Genomic DNA, 20,016 nt, shown 5'->3' on the forward strand with positions numbered 1-20,016 from the left:
TTATGGCTATTTCATTATACTATTATAACAAATTGCAGGCCTGAGCATTACCTGCCCGTAACCTGCAATCTGTAAATTTGCAATTTGCAATCAGCAACCTATTTCCCAAAGCTCACATCATCTACATTTATCCTTAAACGGTTGTTATTAGAGCGTAAGAAGGAGATGTTTACAATTTTGATACGCACGTCCTGCGTTGCTGTTGCATTGGTATTAAACACAGCTTCCGATAATACCCCGCGCGAGCCTGTTTGGGTACCAATCGACGTCCAGGTGGCGCCGCCGTCAACAGATTTAAATACTTCAATTTTTATTTCTTTATCGGCATCCGTGCTTTCGCTGAATTGCGAGCCGCCAAACTTCAGGGTAACTGTTTTCAGGCCTTTAATATCAAACTCAGTGTTGATAAAAGCTTCAAGCACATTGGTGCCCCTGAGCCTGATGGTTTTAGAACCGTTGCCTATATCGCCCGTGCCTGCAGAAGATGGCGTGCCGGGAATCGTTTCAGTGCCTAATCTCCAGTTGCCGGTTTCCAGGGCCTGTACTACGTTTTCTTCGTATTTTTTAGCAGTAGCCTTTTCAAAATCTTCTGTGATGGGGCCGGTAACGGGCGGTGTGCTCGTAGCATTTCTGCCACCTTCAATATCGGCCTGCGTACGCAAAATAAACTGTGGTTTATTATCATAAATAGAGACATAGCCTGTAACGCTCTTGGCACTATCATAGACGGTAATGCCGGATTTGTTTTGTATAAACGTTACGACCTCGCCGGTAGCATCTTTGATAAGTGATTTGCTTGGAAATAAAGCGTCTTTAATAGTGACCACAGTAGATTCCCAGGCTCTTGCATTGGCAATGATCTCTGCAATGGTGGCTACACGCGGAGTTACACTTCCCTTTCCGCTGACTTCTGAAGTTTCCACGCCGCTCACCTGTAAGCCGCCGCGGAATACGCTGAGCTTCAGCCCGCCCACGTACGCTGAGATTTTATCATTCAGATTGCCATCTGGGTTAAAACCTTTATTAAAGCGCAATTGTATGCCTGCGGTTGCATCCTGAACCCTATAATTTCCGGGAGACTCGTTGGAAGTATCTGATACAATCACGCCGTCGATCCGGATGCCTGCCGGGATGATAGAATCTCCCTTAGCATATTGCAGTAATTCTGCAATGGTGATGGTTTTTGCAACAGGTGCCTGTCCGCTGCATCTGGTACCGGTAAATTTCACATCAGCTGTGTCGCGGATAGTTAGCTGTATGGTTTTGTTGAAGACGCTTGATACACCAATCAAAGGTCCATTGCCCTGCGGTACAGGTAAGCCTGCAAAGGTGGCATAGCTGCTGTTTCTCATTACAATGGATTTTGTATCGTCACAGGGTTTAATGGTGAAGTTCACAGCGCTAACTTTTTGAGTGACATCCGCATAGGTCTTTGCAAGGTCTGCATCTTTAAATTCGGCATTGTTTATCTGTACCAATATGTTTAGCAACGGGTCATTGGCGCTGCCGTTAAATTCTGAAGGCTTTACTATTTTGGGAGTTACCTCATTGCCGAAAGAACCCGTAATAAGATACTTGCTGAACAGTGCTGAAGGAATGAGACCGAGATTCAAATACTTTCCGTCCTTATCCCGAACGGAGTCTAAACCAAGTTGTATATTTCCGCCATAATCTCCGAGCATCAGGCCTTTTACTTTTACATACACTCTTCTGCCAACAGGGTAGGAAGCATACAGGCTGTTCTGGTCCATTCGGATAGGTATGCCCCCGGTCTGGTCTTGTATGACTATTTGTTTGTAGAAATTTCCTGATTTATCATCAGCTACTACAATGCCTGAAATTACTTTATCCGCTTCGACTGTGATAAAAGACCCTTGCGTAGGATAGAGCGCTTTTAATTCCTGGATGGTCATTGTCACCGGGATATCAGGATCCTCATTGATAGGCGGTTGATCAAATTTTTTGTTACAGGAGAGTACGAACAATAGGCAGCCTATCGCCGTAATGCTCATTAATTGGTTTAAAAAATTATTTTTCATCTGTATGTTCATTTAAATTAATTAAAACGGAATATTACGCTGGCATAATAGTTTATGCCGTATGCATAGTAATATTTTGACGGAAATTTATTGGCGTTCAGTGTTTGAGGGTTATTGTCAAACCTGGCCTGTTCAAAACCGCCGGAGCGTATATTTGTATTGTTTAAAATATTATTAACACCCAGGTTAAAGACCAGGTAGCTCGGTTGATTGTTGAAGTAGTATTTTCTGGATAATCTTTTAGACCAGCCGCCGAAGAAATCCAGTGTAAATTGCGGTTCGTATTTTTCCTGCTTAATGGTAGATGTGTAAAAATCATTGACCTTAGGGTCTGTTATATCCAGGTTCTGGAAAATCTCTTTTGCTCTTTTCGAGGGTGCCGGATCAACCCACATGTTGTCGAAGTAGTTTGCCGTAAGGCTTACATACCAGTATTTCGGCGAACGATAAAAGAAGCCTGCGCTATATGCATTCTGCGGTGTGGAAGGAATGCGGTAGTCTTTCAGGTAGATTGTTTGCGGTGCAAATTTTTGCCCGCTGTTATCTATGGAAATAATGGCCTTTTGCCTGCTGTCGTAATAAGCTCTTCCGGCAAATGCTGCGCCATTGAATGTCAATGTTTGAGTGAGTTTTACTTCAAGTCCTATTTCAGTGCCAAAGAATAATTTATCTATACCGCTCAAAGAATAATTGATAAAATCCTGCCTTTCTATTACATCGCCGCCATCATAATAAAAACTTCTTACATCATAGCCATTTTTGCTTTGGGTGTAATAGGCGGTAAGCGTGGCTTTCACGCGTGGTGTTACAAGCCTGTAGCCGCCTTCAACGGTTTTAAATATCTCGCTTTGTACACTATCCTGCATCGTATTCTGCGTACGCGGAGCAATAAAAACATTTTCAAAGAAAGGTGGTGCGGTAAAGTAGCCTCCGTTTAAAAAGAAATAATTCCTTCCGTTGTACTTGTAAGTTACTCCCGCTTTGGCAGACACATTAGTAAAGTTTAGTTTTTTAGAATCTCCGTAGGATTGCTCCAGGAAAAGACCGTTCTTATTCAGGCCTGTCCTGTAAAAGTTTGACCGGGAAATTTCGCCGCCGGCAAAGAAATCAAAATTGTCCAGCACAATTATGCCCTGCGCCCAAGCAGCGGCACGGTTCATAGTCATGGTATAATCGTAGCCGTATTTTTCACCGGTTTTTACAATACGGTTGGGCGTGTTCACATCATGCTGCCATTTGTCTCTCTCCAATGGAAAAGCTCTTTGCGCAAACTGGTTGATGTTTACAAGGAAATCTCCGCCTAAAAGATCTTTCACTTCCTGGTAATAAGCATTTACCTGGTTTTGGAAATTGGCGCCGGCAGTCAGGGTCACTTTATCATTCAGTTGCGTTTTATACACCGTATTGGCCATGATCCTTTTCAGATCATTCACACGGTTAGATAAAATGTACAAGGAGCGTTTGCCTGTCAGCGTGTTGCCTGCATTGCCGTTAATGTTGTTCACAGTTTCTATGTTACCGTAGTTTACATCGTAGAGGCTGTGCCAGTTTATCTGCAATGCATCGGGATTATTCTTAAAATAATCGCGTAAAATATTGGCTTTATTCGGCTCGGTTAGGTCGTAATAGCTTGGCAGGTTCCGGTAATAATCCGGCCGCGGGTCAGGAGCATTGAACCAGTCTATGCCGGAAGTTTTTCTTTTGCCAAACACATAGGCTACAGAAGTCATCAGGCTGCTTTTGTTGGTTGGTTTGTACTCATGCACCGCCATAAACGCGGGTTGAAAAGTCTCAGCCACATTAGCATTTCTTTTTTTCCCGTTCTGGAAACCCCAGGCAGGGTTGTAGTAGTTTGTGCCTGCCAGGTCCATGGCTTCCTGGGTGCTTGGCGATTGGCGTCCGTTCTCAGTCGGCGTGCCGAAAGCTATCAGGGAAAATGTGTTTTTTGTGCCGATAAGCTTATCCACCGCAGCATAATAGCTCAGGCTTCTGTAATATGAGCCGGGTATATAGCCTTCATTAGCATAGCGCGGGCTGAGCATAAAACTGTAAGCCCAGCCTTTTTTATTAAATCCCGATCCGTGTGTCAATAGTATGCGATGGGTATAATTGCGGTTAGAAACAGCATAGCCTATTTGTGTTTGAGCCCATTGCGCACCGGCACGCATATCAATGTTGGTGTTAAGTCCAAGGCTGCCGATCGCAAAGTCGCCGGCGGCAAGGCCGTATGCATTTTCACGTGAGCGCATTACGTTGGTTAAGCCGGACCAGAGCCCGTAAGGTGTGAAACCGTTGTCGAGCCCCGTAAAGTCAATGCCGTTGAGATAAACAGCATCACCGTTTTCGTAACTGCGCAGCCTGAAGCGTGCCGGGCTGAAATTGTACGACACCGCAGAGAGGAAAGGGTCTCTCCCCGCTGTTAAAATGGATGATACCGTGCCCAAAGAGCCGTCTTCCAGATCATCGTCGTTAATGGTAATGGTTGGAAGATTATCTATAGCCTGCGATTTAATATCAGCGATCATAGAATCTGTGCGCGGAATGGTATCCGTGAGCAGATCTGCCTGTGCCATCAATGCTGAGCCTGAAACGAGTAGGAAAATCGTGAGTAAGCTTGCCTTCATAACATGTATTTTAGATTATAGCAAACAAATTGTATGTAAATATAAGCATTATTCGTTTTATTTGTTAAAAAAAGTTAACTTTATTTATTGGTATTCAGGTAAAGCGATGAAAAGGTAATTGATTGGTAAATATAAGCATATAATTCCCTGAGCAGAAACATACATTGAGCCATAAGAAGGTTGCATATGACCGAGGAATAAGCGAAGGTTCACTGCATGTTATTCCATGTGGCAAACAGAAAAACAAATTAAATATATACGCATGAAATAGCCATAGGCAAGGTTGCATACCAACCGCGAATGAATGAAGGCTATTCCATGTGACCATTAAAAAACAGCCGCAAAGCGGCGAACTAAAATATATACGCATGAAATAACCATAAAGATTAGGAATCTACACCAACCGGAATGAGTATTGAATCTAAAAAAATGGTTATTCCATGTGGCAAACAGAAAAAATAAAAATTATACACATGAAAAGATATTCACTGCTTACAATTTTTATCTGTGTCTTTATCTTTTGGGGTCAGGCACAAACTACTTATAAAACGGCAGTAGTAAGCTTTTACAACCTGGAAAATCTGTACGATACTATCTGGCACGGTAAAAATGATGATATTTCCTTTACCCCGCGAGGCTCAAAAGCTTATACTACAGCTATCTTTACCGATAAGATCAACAAACTGGCTACGGTTATTTCCCAGATCGGGACCGATGTAAATCCCGACGGCGCGGCTATCCTGGGCGTTGCGGAAGTGGAGAATCTTAGTGTTTTACAAACGCTGGTAGCACATCCGTTACTGGCAAAGAGAGGCTTAAAGATCATTCATTATGATTCTAAAGATTTCCGTGGTGTAGACGTGGCGCTGATATACAATCCAAAATATTTTCAGGTGGAAGCAAGTAAACCGTTGTATGTAGCCCTGCCAAGCGGCTCAAAGGATGCGGTTTTTACCAGGGATGTATTATGGGTTACAGGCAACATGGACGGCGAAAGGGTGGATGTGTTTGTGAACCACTGGCCAAGCCGTTCAGGCGGCGAGAAGAGGTCTATGCCGGGCAGGATGGCGGCTGCCAAAGCTGTACGCTCGGTAGTTGACAACCTGCTGAGCAATAATGCTGATGCAAAGATCATTGTCATGGGCGACCTGAATGACGATCCCGTGAATGAAAGCATCACTATTGGTTTGCGTGCTCACGGCGATGCCAGGAAGCTAAAAGCAGGAGATCTTTATAATCCATGGGTGGAATTTTACAAAAGCGGGCTGGGCACGCTGGCTTACCAGGATGCCTGGAGCCTGTTTGACCAGATCATTGTGTCGCCGGCTTTTCTTGACAAAAAGCAACAGGGTTTTTTCCTGTATAAGCATCATATCTTTAAACCCGGCTATCTGATAGAAAATATAGGCAAGTACAAGGGCTATCCTATGCGTACCTATAGCGGAGATGTGTACCGCGGGGGCTATAGCGACCACTTCCCCACCTACCTGGTGTTGTTGAAAAGAAGTGAGAGGTGAGAGGTGAAAAGTGCCATCCCTAAATAGTGTTGACCGTTTTTAAACTATTATCGTTGTGGATAATGTAGTCAAAAATAGTTTTTTGGTGCCGGGTGTTTTCCCTGGCATCATAGAATTTTATTTGGAAAGCTTTAGCGTCCTTTGCGCAGAGGCCAAAAAGAGTTTCAGTAACTGGATGATTGCAGTCAATTTCAAACATAATTCATAAACAGGCTATATTCCCAGCTTTTCTATGGCTGCTGCTGCAGCAGCCTGGCTGGCTTCTTTTTTATTGTAGCCGCGTCCTTCGGTTACAGGCGCACCGTTTAAAACAATGGCAACGGTAAATACCCTGCGCCCGCGGTCGTATTTCTCATCAATGGTTTCAAAAGAAAGCTGGTGGTTGTTTTTATTAGCCCAGCCGATGAGTTTATTTTTAAGGTTGATCTCTACCAGCTCCAGGTCTTCCACAAACAAATAAGGAATAACGATTTGGTTCAGTACCCACTTCTTGGTTTTCTCATAGCCTTTATCCAGGTAAACCGCGCCAACAATAGCCTCCAGTGTATTGCCAAAGATCTGGCTGTTCTTTATAGCGTTGTCGTGTTTGTTGAAGAAAGTAATATTGTTTAATCCCATCTTGATGGCAATAGCATTCAGCGTTTGCCTGTTCACCATTTTGCTGCGCATTTCTGTGAGGAAGCCTTCGTGCTTGTAAGGATATCTTTTAAACAGGTAATCTGCTATCACGGCGCCAAGCACCGCATCGCCGAGGTATTCCAGGCGTTCATTGTTTTCAATGGGGTTGTTGTTAGACGATGAATGGCTCAGTGCGCGCGTAAACAAGGGAGCATTGTTGAGCTTAAGCCCCAGGACATACTCAACCTGCTGTTTGGATGAAGATTTTTTTTTGCTGAAAATATTTTTCCTGATCAGTTTCACAAGATCATGCAACGTATTTCTTTACAATGATCGCAGCGTTGTGTCCGCCAAAGCCGAAGGTATTGCTAAGCGCTGCATTCACCGGCCTTTCCTGTGCCTTATTAAACGTCATGTTTAATTTCGGGTCAAGGTCTTCGTCGTCAGTAAAGTGGTTGATAGTAGGTGGTACAATATTATGCCTGATGCTCATAATACAAGCTATGGCTTCAATCACGCCGGCTGCACCCAGGCAGTGTCCTGTCATTGATTTGGTAGAGCTGATATTGAGCTTGTAAGCGTGTTCTCCGAATACATTCAGGATGGCTTTTATTTCTGCCATGTCTCCAAGTGGCGTAGAGGTGCCATGGGTATTGATGTAGCCAATTTCTTCTACATTCATATTGGCGTCTTTCAAAGCCTGTCGCATTACATTTTCCGCGCCCAGTCCCTCCGGATGAGGCGCTGTAATGTGGTAAGCGTCTGCAGTAGCGCCGCCGCCTGCAATTTCGCAATAGATTTTTGCACCCCGATTCAGGGCGCTCTCCAGTGTTTCTAAAACCAGTATGCCGCCTGCTTCGCCTATCACAAAGCCGTCTCTGTCCTTATCATAAGGCCGGGAAGCTGTCTGCGGATCATCGTTTCTTTCGCTGAGCGCTTTCATGGAGTTAAACCCGCCAACGCCTGCTTCGCTGATCACCGCTTCGCTGCCCCCTGTAAGCACAATGTCTGCTTTATCCATGCGCAATACATCCAACGCATTGATAATAGCGTGTGTACTGCTGGCACATGCACTCACCGTGGCATAGTTAGGCCCGCGGAGGTTGTGTCTCATAGACACTTGCCCGGGGGCAATGTCCAGGATCATTTTGGGGATGAAGAAAGGGCTGAAGCGTGGCGTGCCGTCGCCTTTAGCAAACTCCATCACCTCATTCTGGAAAGTGATAAGCCCGCCGATGCCGCTGCCAAGGATTACGCCGGTCCTGTCGGGATTGATGTTGTTCCTGTTGAGGCCTGCATCTGCCATTGCCTGGTCGCTGGCTACAATGGCCAGTTGGGCAAACCTGTCGAGTTTGCGCGCTTCTTTTTTGTCGAGCCCGTGTTCTTCGGGATTGAAATTCTTAATTTCGCAGGCAAATTTGGTCTTGAACTTAGAGGCATCAAAAAGAGTAATGGGTGCAGCTCCGGAAACCCCGTTCACTAATCCATTCCAATATTCTTCCAAAGTGTTTCCAAGTGGCGTGATCGCACCAATGCCAGTTACTACTACTCTCTTCTGATCCATAAAATTCTTTATAAAAGTTTTAATCAATATACGTAAAACCGTACTAACAGCGTGAAAAGGTATCAACGATGAGAGTACGGATTTATATCTTAAAGATTGTTGCTACCGCGAATATTATTTGGCGTGTTCTTCCAAATAGCTAACTGCCTGACCTACAGTAGTTATAGTTTCAGCCTGTTCGTCGGGAATAGAGATATTGAATTCTTTTTCAAATTCCATGATCAATTCAACGGTATCTAACGAATCGGCGCCCAAATCGTTGGTGAAGGAAGCCTCAGTAGTTACTTCTGATTCTTCCACGCCTAATTTGTCAACAATAATCTTTTTAACTCTGTTTTCGATTTCTGACATTGTAATTTAAATTTTAGTTACAAGGGCAAAAATAGATATTTTAATTAAAATAAAGAAGTTTCTCATCTTTTTTTTATTTAGCCTCCGGGCGTGCTTTTATGGAAAATTAATTAGTTGATTTTATTGATAAAAAAGATAAAAATTAATCAAAAAGAATTAATTTACGTGCAAGTTAATTATCCATTATGTCATTGCAATACATTGATTACGGAACAGCCCAGTACAAAGAAATGGTGAAATTAAAGAAAACTGTTCTTGAAAAAACTTTGGGAATAGATTTCAATACAGATTACCTTAAAATGGACCAGGACAATATCCTGCTGGGCTGCTACGACGACGGCAGGTTAGAAGGCTGTTGCCAGCTCAAAAGAATAGATGATAAAACCATGCAGCTGCGCCAGATGGCTGTAGCAAGCGGGCTACAGGGCAAGGGCATCGGCAAGGTGCTGTTGCGTTTTGCCGAAACGCTGGCAAAGGATCAGGGGTACAAACGCATTTACATGCATGCACCCGAGGCTTCCAGGGGCTTTTATGAAAAGTGCGGCTACGTGGTCTATGGCGAGCCTTTTTACAGGCAGGGCATCAGGCATTTGCTGATGGAAAAAAAGCTGTACAACATTTAGAAAATAAGATGTGCCTTGCTGGAAAGCTTATCAACATCTATCTCAGAGATCATTTGTACCTCTTTTGTTGAACGTACAATTTCTATAATTTCGTTGCAGGCTTCTTCATCAATATAATATTCACCTTTCATCAGCCATAGAAAATCTATGTGCTTAAATTCGGGTATCAGGTATTCGCCGTCGAAGGAATTGTCGTACAGGTAATGGGTTACTGCACTGTTCTGGATATTGTATTGGTAAACCGGAAAAAAATACTGCCGGTTTTTTTTACTGGTAATGATCTCAATATCTGTATTCAGCCGGAAGTCGTAGCCAAGCATTTTATTGATGTACCAACAGAATTTGTAATTCTTGAAATTGGTAACTATCCCGTAGGCTCGGCATCCCTCGAAGAAATCGTTGATCATTTCATCTACATTCAGCGAAAAGGTTTGCAATTTGGCCATAGGCAAATTTAGCCTGTTTTCCTGAATTCGTAAATAATTATACAAATCTAATTGTACTTTTGCCCTTCTCATGGGCAAAAACAATAAGAGTGTAAACATAGCTGTTGTTGGGAATCCGAATTGCGGCAAAAGTTCGCTTTTCAATCTGCTGACAGGGCTGCATCAGAAGATCGGTAACTTTCCCGGTGTAACTGTTGATAAAAAGACCGGCACGGCCAACCTGGGCGATGGCATTACCGCCAACGTGATCGACCTGCCCGGCACCTACAGCCTGTACCCGAGAAGAGAGGATGAATGGGTTACCTACAAATTACTGATGCAACAGGAGCCTGCGGTAAAACCAGATATTGTTTTACTGCTATTGGATGCCAGCAACCTTAAAAGAAATTTATTGTTTTGCAGCCAGCTGATAGACCTTAATTATAAGGTAGTAGTAGCCATGACCATGGGAGACATCGCTGCCAAAAAAGGGATTAAGATAGATGTGGACGGGCTTTCGCGCGAACTGGGCGTGCCCGTAGTGCCGGTAAACCCGCGTTCTGAAAAAGGCATACACGAATTAAAGAAAACACTGTCTTTTGCGGCAGGCTACCGCCCCGCAGAAATGGAGCATAATTTTATAGACAATAAGGCGCTGGCGCCTGAAGCCATTCGTGAGATCCAGTCAAAACATCCCGGCCTGCCATCTTATACAGCGCTGCACTACCTGATGCATCACCGCGAGCTTGACGGGGAAGAAAATAAAACAGTGTGCGAAATAAAAGACCGCCACCATTTCAACGATACAAAAATACAGGCGGAGGAGATATTGCACCGCTACCAGAAAATAAATCAGATACTGCAAAGCACCGTATCGGAGCCGGATCCGCTGAAGAAAAAAATTTTTACAGAAAGGATAGACAATATTTTACTGCACCGCTTCTGGGGCTATGTAATTTTAACGGCAGTTGTATTTCTTTTATTTCAAAGTATTTTCTGGCTGGCAAGTTTCCCGATGGATGCTATAGACAGCGGCTTTACACAACTCACATCATGGGTAGACGCTTTGCTGCCCGAAACCTGGTGGGCCGATCTTTTGGTGAACGGATTGTTGGCGGGTATCGGCGGCATTGTTATATTTATACCGCAGATCATGATCCTGTTCGGGCTCATCAGTGTGCTGGAAGATACGGGGTACATGGCACGCATTAGTTTTTTAATGGATAAGGTAATGCGCAAAGTAGGCCTCAACGGCAAGAGCGTAATGCCCATGATCAGCGGTTTTGCCTGTGCCATACCGGCCATCATGGCTACCCGCAACATTGAAAACAAAAAAGAAAGGCTGCTTACCATCCTCATAACACCGCTGATGAGTTGCAGTGCCAGATTGCCTGTATACATTATACTTACAGCGCTGGTGATACCCGATGTTTACTACTTTGGATTTATCTCTCTGCAGGGGCTGGTAATGATGGGGCTGTACCTCTTTGGCTTTGTAACGGCATTGGTGGTAAGTTATGTACTGAAGTTCCTCATTAACATACAGGAGAAAAGTTTTTTTATACTGGAGTTGCCTATTTATAAGGCTCCCCGCTGGAAAAATGTGGGTGTAACCATGCTGGAAAAAGGCAAAGTTTTCCTGGTAGAAGCCGGCAGGATCATTATGATCATCAGCCTTATTATCTGGTTCCTGAGCAGCTACGGCCCGGCCTCGCGCATGGAAAAGCTGGATCAGAAATATGAAACAATTGCGGCTGCAAATACTTATGGGGCTGAAGATATTGAAAGAAATTATTCCGCAGAAAAACTGGAAAACTCCTATGCAGGCATACTGGGCAAAGCTATAGAGCCGGCAATTGCACCGCTTGGCTTTGACTGGAAAATAGGCATTGCGTTGATTACTTCTTTTGCAGCCAGGGAAGTTTTTGTAGCCACCATGGCTACACTCTACAGTGTGGATGATGCAGATGAATCTACCTTAAAACAAAAAATGGCCAACGCAACACGCATGGACGGCTCCAAAGTCTATACGCTTGCAACGGGGCTTTCTTTATTGATATTTTATGTGCTTGCCATGCAGTGCATGGCCACACTTGCCATAGTGAAAAGAGAGACCAGAACGTGGAAGTGGCCTGTGTTCCAGCTTGTTTATATGACAGCATTAGCGTACCTGTTTAGCTGCATCGTATACCAACTGTTCAAATAGTGATATTTGCTTATTTAAAACATGATTATAATCACAAAAAAATTTCTGATCTAAAATGTCAGCGTAATATATTTTGTGATACATTTGTCTGTGCATTTTTTTAGAAAACGACTTAAAGAACATACTAAAGCTTAACCTTTAAAAAAACTTTTTTGTTTTTCAAGAAAATTCTTCTAAAATTGTGCCTTCGAAATTTTAAAACTAAAAACTAAAATTTATCATTTAAAAAAATTGTATTATGGCGGACATCAAACCAACTACTCCTGTAGCAACTAAAACAACAGCTACTCCGGTAAAAGCAAAAAAATCTTCAAACATTATTTCATGGATTGCTCCTTTTCTTTGTATTGTTTTGGGTTACGTTATCTGGCGTTTCTTGATCGGTCATCCATCAAACTTTACCAATCCTGATCCGAACGGTGGTTTCTGGCCCAGTCATGTAGGTCCTAAAGATGCGTTTTCCCGTATGTATGAAGGAGGTATTGTAGTACCGGTATTGCTTGGTACGCTTTTCACCTGTATCACTTTTGTGATTGAGAGAATGCTCAGCATTGCAAAAGCAGCAGGCAAAGGCAACATCAATGAATTTATCAGAAACGTACAGTTCGCTTTGGCAAACAAAGATGTAGATAAAGCTATTGCGCTTTGCGACAAACAAAGAGGTTCTGTAGGAAACGTAATGAAGCAAGGATTATTGAAATACAAAGAAATGATCCACGTGCCATCAGAAGAGTTAGATACAGATCAGAAATTAATGGTTATCCAGAAAGAAATTGAAGAAGCTACAGCGCTTGAATTGCCTATGCTGGAGAAAAACCTGGTATTCCTTTCAACCATATCTTCCGTAGCAACTTTGATCGGTCTGTTAGGTACGGTAATCGGTATGATTAAAGCGTTCTCTGCCCTGGGTGCTGAAGGCGGCGGTGGTAACGCTTCTGCAGAATTGTCTGTTGGTATCTCTGAGGCCCTGTATAACACGGCATTAGGTATCGGTACTTCTGCTATCGCTATCATCATGTACAACGTGTTTACTACACGTATCGACGGTATCACCTACGGTATTGATGAATCAGGCTTTACTTTACAACAAAGCTTCGCTGCTAACTACAAATAATTTTCTATATGTTTTTAGCTGTACCATGTGCAGCTAAAAACTTTTCTGATATTTTTTTTAAAAAAAATGCGGAAAATTTATGGAAAAGAGATGCATGGTGCATCTTATTAATGACACAAAACAAAAAATAAAAAATGGCAAGAGCGAAATTACCACGTAAGAGTACGTTTATTGATATGACCGCGATGTGTGACGTAACTTTCCTTTTGTTGTCTTTCTTTATCCTGACAACGAAATTTAAGCCCGATGAGACCATTGCCGTGCAGACGCCGAGCTCCGTTGCTACCAAGCCGGCGCCGGATAAGAATGTGATAACGATGACACTGGATAAAGACGGAAGAGCGTTTCTTTCTTTTTCAGAAGATCTGCAGGATCAGAAAAGGTCTATTATTGAAACAATCAATTCACAAAAGAACGCAGGACTGTCAGGAGGTGAAATAAACGCATTGGTAAAACAGGAGCTGATAGGCGTGCCCATTGCAAACCTGAAACAGCAGGCAACCCTTGATCCTAAGCAATTAGCCGGTCTTCCCGGAATTCCTGTAAAGGATACATCGAATAACGAGATGAGATTCTGGATCAGCGCTTATAACCAGGTATACCTGGGTAATGAAACCCCGCCCATGTTTCTTTTCAAAGGAGACAACGTATCTAAGTTCCCTCAGTTTAAAAATATCCTGAAAGCATTGACTGATAACAACGTGTTTAAGTTCTCAATGGTTACCAATCCCGAGCAGGCTCCGGAAGGTTCCGAACTGTGGAGAAAGCAAATGCTTGGTGGCGGTAAAGATAATGCAGAAACCGGCGCTCCGGAAGCATAAAACTATTTTTTAAAAAAGATTAAACTAAGCAGATATGGCAGATTTAGATACCTCGGCGCAGGACTCCAAGAAGAAAGGTCCAGGGGTCAAGAAAAGCGCTAAAAAATCTTTACGTGTGGATTTAACACCTATGGTGGATCTGGGATTTCTCCTGATTACGTTTTTCGTATTCACCACTACCATGAGCCAGCCTACAGGGATGTTCCTGAACATGCCTGACGATAAAGTGAAGCCGGGAGAAGAAACGCTAACTGCAGAGTCAGGAGCGCTAACGCTGTTGCTGGGCAAGAATAACCACATATACTACTATGAAGGCCAATTACAGGACAATTTTACCAACGTAAAGGCTTCTTCCTTCAAAGAGATCAGGGACGTGATACTGAATAAAAAGAAGAATACAGATCCTAAGAACTTTATGGTTATCATTAAACCGGGTAACGAAAGCACTTATAAAAATGTGGTAGATATTTTAGATGAAATGGCTATCAATGATATTGACCGTTATGCGTTGATAAATAATGTGGAAGAGTCAGATCAGCAGGCCATTACCCTGTCAGACGCAGCGAACCCCTAATTAAACAATTAAATTATTAAGATATGGATGCAAGTAAAATAGCAAATGCCGATTTTCTTGATATTCTTTTTGACCAACGGAATAAAGAATATGGAGCATACGAGCTAAGGAAGACCTATCGCAGGCGCCTCTGGGCCGCTGTTGTGGGAATGACTGTGATCGCCCTGGCTCTGGCAGGTTACCTGTTCTTTAACGTAGCCAATAAGAATAAAGAAAAGACGACAATGATGATCGAGGACATACAGTTGAGCCAGGTAGACCAGGCAAAAGTAGAGGCACCGCCACCTCCGCCATTGCCCCCGCCGCCACCTCCTCCGAAGTCCGAGCCGGTGAAATTAGATATTACTAAGTTTACTCCTCCAAAAGTAGCTCCGGATATACAGGTGAAAGAACCGCCAAAAACCCAGACCGAACTGAAAGAAGAACGTATCGGTTCATTTGACCAGGAAGGTTTGAAAACCGCAGCAGTAGCTCCTCCGGTAGAAGTTAGCGGCGCCGGTGGTAAAGCATTCGTAAACGTGGCAGCTACAGCAGCCCCTGCCGTGAAGGAAGACTATGATAAAGAGTTTACAACCGTACAGGTAGAAGCAAAATACCCGGGCGATTGGGAAAACTTCTTAAGAAGAAACCTGAACAACGATACACCCGTTGATAACGGTGCGCCTCCCGGACAATACAGGGTAACAGTTTCTTTCCGTGTGGATAAACAAGGAAATGTTACGGAAGTAAAAGCCCTGAACGATCCTGGTTATGGTACTGCCGCAGAAGCTGTAAGAGCTATTAAAGCGAGCGGTAAATGGGAGCCCGGTATTCAAAACAACCAGAAAGTAATCTCCCGTAAAAAACAAGCCATCGTGTTTGTAGTACAAGAATAATACTTAAAAAAACATAGATCTGATAAAAGTGGATATTGTAAAATATCCACTTTTTTATTTTATATTCGTTGCCCGTCTGATGCATACATGCAATAGCCATAAGGAAAAGTTGCATACCAACCGAAATGATTATATGGCATATTCCATGTGACGATTAAAAACAGCCGCAAGCGGCGCAAAAGCTATCTGCACTCATTGAAAAATAGTATATACGGATGAAACAACCCTTATCTGAAATTATCCTTGGCATAGACCCCGGTACACTGCAGCTCGGCTATTCGCTGGTGAGCTGCCGGGCAGAGAAGCTGGAGCTTATTGCTATGGGTACGCTGTTGCTTTCCTCCCATAAAGACATGTATGTACGGCTGGAAAAAATTCATGCAACCGTGCATGAACTGATAGCTTCTTACAAGCCTACCATATTTGCCATCGAAGCGCCATTCTTTGGCAAGAATGTGCAAAGTATGCTCAAGCTGGGCAGGGCGCAGGGAGTAGCTATTGCTGCAGCTATGCAGCACGGGCTGCCGGTGACAGAATATTCGCCCAAAAAAGTAAAGCAGTCTGTAACTGGTAACGGCAATGCATCGAAAGAGCAGGTGTGGGGCATGCTCAAAAATATTTTTGCCTTGCAGGAAGTGCCTCGCTACCTCGATGCCTCCGATGCACTCGCGGTAGCCATATGTCATTACTACCAGCTCAGCAGCCCGGTAAAAAGGGCTTCCTCAAATATGAAGAACTGGGCAGATTTCATTAAAAAAAATCCGGATAAGATCATAGGATAACAAACCAACATATTTATGTATACGCTGAAGAAATCTCTTGGCCAGCACTTTTTAAAAGATGAAACCGTTTCCCAAAAAATTGTTGAAGCGTTGCTGAACGAAAAGCCTGAGCGCTTGCTGGAGATAGGCCCCGGCGGCGGAGCGCTCACAAAATATTTACTTAAGATTGAGGGCATTGATTTCAAGGCAATTGAGCTGGATGAAGAAAAGGTACAGTACCTGTATAAACAATACCCAGCCATACAGGACAAACTTATCCATACAGATTTTCTCAAAGCCGTTAAGCCGTTTGAAGAAGCGTTCACTGTTGTCGGCAACTTTCCTTACAATATTTCTTCTCAGATAATGTTTAAAATTCTGGATTGGAAGGAAGAGGTGCCGCGCATCATCGGTATGTTTCAGAAAGAAGTGGCACAGAGAATTGCCGCCAGGCACGGTAACAAAACCTACGGCATTTTAAGTGTACTGATACAGGCTTTTTATGACACCACTTATTTGTTTGATGTACCTCCGGAAAGCTTTAACCCGCCTCCTAAAGTAATGAGCGGCGTGATAGAACTGAGGCTGCGCCATGATTTCCCGGAAATGAAAAGCCAGCGCCACTTCTTTAACCTGGTTAAAACAGCTTTTAACCAACGCAGGAAAATGCTGCGTAATGCAGTAAAGCCCTTGTTTCCGCCGGAAGCACTGCAGGATGAAATTTTTAATCTTCGTGCTGAACAGCTTTCCGTGGAAGATTTTGCCGCGCTTACATTTAAAATGCAATAAATTTTTTATTTTTGAAATAACCTATAATCTTATCACCATGCGTACATCTTTCTTCACCCTTGTACTTTTATTTTTATCGGTAAATGTTATGGCACAGGAAAACGTTACATATCAGAAACCTCCCAAAGAGATATTAGAGCTGGTAGATTTTAAAATGCCGCCGTCTGTACTGTTTAGCGAGAAGCAGAGGAAGGTTGTATTCCTTTACCGCAATACGTATAAAACATTGGCAGAAATATCCAGCCCTGAAATGAGGTTGGCAGGCCTGCGCATCAACCCGAAAACAAACATATCAAGTACTACTACGTACATTATTGACCTGGCAACCAAATCGCTGGATGCTGAAAAAATAAACAAGGTTGCCGGTTTGCCTGCTAATGCACAGCTTTCTAATTTCACTATGTCTCCCGATGAGCAATACATGGCTTTTACCAATACCGTATCAAAAGGCCTGGAGCTCTGGGTACTCGACATTGATAAAAACATGGCAAAGAAACTACCTGCCAAGTTGCTGAACGCTAATTTAGGCAACCCCATTTCCTGGTTCAGGGACAGTAAAAACCTATTGGTGCGAACAATTCCTGCCGGCCGCAAAGAGCTGATCAATTCGCAGGATACATTGCCCAAAGGCCCCATCGTATCTGTAAGTGACGGCACCAAAGCGCAGAACAGGACGTACCAGGATCTTTTGAAAGATAAAATTGATGAGCAGAATTTTGAAACGCTTGCTACATCTGAATTGCACAAAATATCACTTGATGGAAAATCTTCGGTATGGAAAACAAAATCCATGCACAGCGGCGTGAGCTTTTCACCGGATGGCAAATATGTACTGGTAGATGAAGTGCAACGCCCTTTCTCCTACATTGTACCCTACAGCCGTTTTCCTGAAATAACTACGGTGTACGATGCAGCAGGTAAAAAAGTAAAACTTATAAACAGCAAGCCTCTGATTGAAACCCTGCCGCAGGGATTTATGGCTGTGCAACAGGGTAAAAGAAACATTTCCTGGCGTGCCGACAAACCCTCAACGCTTTACTGGGTAGAGGCTTTAGACAAAGGCGATCCCGCTGAAAAAGTTGAATACAGGGACGAGCTTATTGTCTCAGACTTCCCTTTTACCAAAGAAGAAAAAATTGCCCGCACTAAGAACCGTTTTTCAGGAGTTACGTGGGGGGATGATAAAAACGCGGTGGTTTATGATTCGTGGTTCAACAACCGCAACAGCAAGATTTACCACATTGATCCATCATCCAGAGAAATGCAATCAAAGATCCTGTTCGACAGGAATTACCAGGATGCATACAGCAACCCCGGAAGGTTCGATACCAAAAAGAATGCATACAATTATAATGTCCTCAACCTGGATGCAGGCAACAATGCATTGTTGCTTGGTGAAGGCTTTACTGAAAAAGGCCAGTTCCCTTTTATAGATGAATACAACCTGTCAACCGGTAAATCACGCAGGCTATACCAGTCGGCTTATACAGATAAGGCAGAAAATCTTTCCAGGATCATAGACAGGGAAAAAGGAGAGGTATTTGTAAGCATTCAGTCCCCGGTAGAATACCCGAATTACTTTATCAGGAACATCAAAAATAATACCTTGAAACAGGTTACTGCTTTTGAGAATCCTTTTAAAAACATGAGTAAGGTAAAGAAAGAACTGATAACCTATAAAAGAGACGACGGGCTGGAGCTTACAGGCACCTTATACCTGCCTGCGGACTATGACGGTAAATCAAAATTGCCGCTCATTATCTGGGCATACCCGCAGGAATTTAAAAACAAGTCTACAGCGTCTCAGAACACCACCAACCCCAACGATTTTATATTCCCTTACTACGGCTCGCCGATTTACTGGGTTACCCGCGGCTATGCCATATTAGACGATGCCGCCTTCCCGATCGTGGGTGAAGGGAACAAAGAGCCCAACGATAATTTTATTGAGCAGTTGGTTGCCAATGGTAAGGCTGCTATTGATGTATTAGATAAGAGAGGCATCATAGACCGCAAAAGAGTTGCGGTTGGCGGACATTCTTACGGCGCGTTCATGACGGCAAACCTGCTGACTTATTCTGACCTCTTTGCTGCAGGCATTGCACGCAGCGGAGCTTACAACAGGACGCTTACCCCTTTTGGTTTCCAGAGTGAAGAAAGGCATTACTGGGACGCACCGGACGTGTACAATGCCATGTCGCCCTTTCAGAATGCACATAAAATGAAAACGCCATTACTGCTCATTCACGGCAATGACGACAACAACTCAGGCACCTTTACCATGCAGAGCGAAAGATATTTCAATGCCCTGAAAGGGCTGGGTGCGCCTGCGCGTTTGGTGTTGCTACCTAAAGAGAGCCACGGCTATGCAGCCAGGGAATCGATACTGCATGTTTTATGGGAGCAGGACCAATGGCTGGAAAAATACCTGAAGCCAGCAAAAAAACCAGTAGCAAAATAAAAAGTTTTTGTATCTAAAATGTGCGACCTTTGCGTAATTTTTAGCGTGATATGTCAACTTTAGATATAGTAATTTATTGCGGGATATTTGTTTTTTCTCTCACCGGGGCGCTGAATGCGCGTGCCCACCACATGGATATATTCGGCGCCATTGTGCTGGCTTTCGTGACTTCCTACGGTGGGGGTTCCATCAGAGATATTGTGATGGATGCCAGGCCTATTAACTGGATGAACGATAACCTGGCGCTGGCGCTTGTTATAACGCCGGTGATCATAATTTCCCTGGTAAAATTTAATTTCAACAGGCTGAGGAGGCTGATATTTTTTACCGATGCCGTAGGTTTGGGATTGTTTACAGTGGCAGGCATTGACCGCAGCGCGCAGTTTGGCGCCAATGAGCCCTACAGTTTGCTGATGGGAGTGGTTACAGCTACCTTTGGAGGCCTCATCGCCGATATTTTGTGCAACAATGTACCCAATCTGTTGAGGCGTGGAGAGCTGTATGCTACAGCCTGTGCCATCGGCGGAGCGGTGTATATTCTTTCAAAAAGGTTTGTAGAAGATTCCACATTCAGCCTGATCATCTGTATTTGCCTGATCGTGATCATCAGGATTATATCCAAATACAAAAAAGTGATGTTGCCTGAAGTGTAGT

Annotated in this window: 17 protein-coding genes; 11 read left to right on the plus strand and 6 right to left on the minus strand. The window is 43.6% G+C overall.

All coding sequences use genetic code 11. The features are described from left to right. Positions 1-98: 98 nt before the first annotated feature. Both OD355_RS05270 and OD355_RS05275 read right to left on the minus strand, forming a co-directional pair. Positions 99-2,051 carry a DUF5689 domain-containing protein gene (locus tag OD355_RS05270; protein ID WP_263037413.1) on the minus strand — a complete coding sequence of 651 codons (1,953 nt, stop codon included), beginning with the start codon at positions 2,049-2,051 and terminating at the stop codon, positions 99-101. A 5-nt stretch (positions 2,052-2,056) separates the two neighbouring features. Further along, the gene (locus tag OD355_RS05275) at positions 2,057-4,663 is read right to left on the minus strand and encodes a TonB-dependent receptor (RefSeq protein WP_263037414.1); all 2,607 of its coding nucleotides are present in this window, start codon (positions 4,661-4,663) and stop codon (positions 2,057-2,059) included. A 473-nt stretch (positions 4,664-5,136) separates the two neighbouring features. Here OD355_RS05275 and OD355_RS05280 point away from each other — a divergent pair, with 473 nt between their 5' ends. Continuing rightward, a complete protein-coding gene (locus tag OD355_RS05280; RefSeq protein ID WP_263037415.1) occupies positions 5,137-6,180 on the plus strand; it encodes an endonuclease/exonuclease/phosphatase family protein in 1,044 nt (347 codons plus the stop codon). Between the two features lie 213 nt (positions 6,181-6,393). Here the strand turns inward: OD355_RS05280 and rnc are convergent, their stop codons facing one another. From rnc to OD355_RS05295, 3 genes are all read right to left on the minus strand, one after another. After that, entirely contained in the window at positions 6,394-7,113 is a 720-nt protein-coding gene (gene rnc / locus OD355_RS05285) for a ribonuclease III (protein ID WP_263037416.1), read from the minus strand. Continuing rightward, positions 7,106-8,362 carry a beta-ketoacyl-ACP synthase II gene (gene fabF, locus OD355_RS05290; protein WP_263037417.1) on the minus strand — a complete coding sequence of 419 codons (1,257 nt, stop codon included), beginning with the start codon at positions 8,360-8,362 and terminating at the stop codon, positions 7,106-7,108. The genes rnc and fabF overlap by 8 nt, the downstream gene beginning before the upstream one ends. Before the next feature lie 114 nt (positions 8,363-8,476). After that, positions 8,477-8,713 carry an acyl carrier protein gene (locus tag OD355_RS05295; RefSeq protein ID WP_263037418.1) on the minus strand — a complete coding sequence of 79 codons (237 nt, stop codon included), beginning with the start codon at positions 8,711-8,713 and terminating at the stop codon, positions 8,477-8,479. Positions 8,714-8,898: 185 nt separating this feature from the next. Here OD355_RS05295 and OD355_RS05300 point away from each other — a divergent pair, with 185 nt between their 5' ends. Further along, positions 8,899-9,336: a GNAT family N-acetyltransferase gene (locus tag OD355_RS05300; RefSeq protein ID WP_263037419.1), complete on the plus strand. Its 438-nt coding sequence runs from the start codon at positions 8,899-8,901 to the stop codon at positions 9,334-9,336. On the opposite strand, the gene OD355_RS05305 is transcribed toward OD355_RS05300, so the two are convergent. Then, entirely contained in the window at positions 9,333-9,782 is a 450-nt protein-coding gene (locus tag OD355_RS05305) for an IPExxxVDY family protein (RefSeq protein WP_263037420.1), read from the minus strand. The two genes, OD355_RS05300 and OD355_RS05305, sit on opposite strands and share 4 nt — an antisense overlap. Positions 9,783-9,852: 70 nt before the next feature. Here OD355_RS05305 and feoB point away from each other — a divergent pair, with 70 nt between their 5' ends. The 9 genes from feoB to OD355_RS05350 all read left to right on the plus strand — a co-directional run bounded on the left by feoB (position 9,853) and on the right by OD355_RS05350 (position 20,015). Beyond that, positions 9,853-11,967, plus strand: a complete 2,115-nt coding sequence (gene feoB / locus OD355_RS05310; RefSeq protein ID WP_263037421.1) for a ferrous iron transport protein B — start codon at positions 9,853-9,855, stop codon at positions 11,965-11,967. A gap of 238 nt (positions 11,968-12,205) precedes the next feature. Then, a complete protein-coding gene (locus OD355_RS05315; RefSeq protein WP_263037422.1) occupies positions 12,206-13,081 on the plus strand; it encodes a MotA/TolQ/ExbB proton channel family protein in 876 nt (291 codons plus the stop codon). 134 nt (positions 13,082-13,215) lie between these two features. Further along, on the plus strand, positions 13,216-13,902 hold the full coding sequence (locus tag OD355_RS05320; RefSeq protein WP_263037423.1) for an ExbD/TolR family protein: 687 nt from the start codon (positions 13,216-13,218) through the stop codon (positions 13,900-13,902). A gap of 34 nt (positions 13,903-13,936) precedes the next feature. Further along, a complete protein-coding gene (locus tag OD355_RS05325; RefSeq protein ID WP_263037424.1) occupies positions 13,937-14,476 on the plus strand; it encodes an ExbD/TolR family protein in 540 nt (179 codons plus the stop codon). A gap of 23 nt (positions 14,477-14,499) precedes the next feature. Further along, the gene (locus tag OD355_RS05330) at positions 14,500-15,351 is read left to right on the plus strand and encodes an energy transducer TonB (RefSeq protein ID WP_263037425.1); all 852 of its coding nucleotides are present in this window, start codon (positions 14,500-14,502) and stop codon (positions 15,349-15,351) included. A gap of 215 nt (positions 15,352-15,566) precedes the next feature. Next, positions 15,567-16,133: a crossover junction endodeoxyribonuclease RuvC gene (gene ruvC / locus OD355_RS05335; RefSeq protein ID WP_263037426.1), complete on the plus strand. Its 567-nt coding sequence runs from the start codon at positions 15,567-15,569 to the stop codon at positions 16,131-16,133. Between the two features lie 15 nt (positions 16,134-16,148). Next, positions 16,149-16,901: a 16S rRNA (adenine(1518)-N(6)/adenine(1519)-N(6))-dimethyltransferase RsmA gene (gene rsmA / locus OD355_RS05340; RefSeq protein WP_263037427.1), complete on the plus strand. Its 753-nt coding sequence runs from the start codon at positions 16,149-16,151 to the stop codon at positions 16,899-16,901. Between the two features lie 37 nt (positions 16,902-16,938). Next, complete coding sequence (locus OD355_RS05345) at positions 16,939-19,362, plus strand: alpha/beta hydrolase family protein (protein WP_263037428.1); 2,424 nt, start codon at positions 16,939-16,941, stop codon at positions 19,360-19,362. Positions 19,363-19,412: 50 nt separating this feature from the next. Beyond that, positions 19,413-20,015 (plus strand): trimeric intracellular cation channel family protein, encoded by a 603-nt coding sequence (locus OD355_RS05350; RefSeq protein ID WP_263037429.1) that lies wholly within the window; start codon positions 19,413-19,415, stop codon positions 20,013-20,015. Position 20,016 lies beyond the last annotated feature (1 nt).

The organism is Haoranjiania flava (assembly GCF_025631005.1).
Classification (GTDB): Bacteria; Bacteroidota; Bacteroidia; order Chitinophagales; family Chitinophagaceae; genus Haoranjiania; species Haoranjiania flava.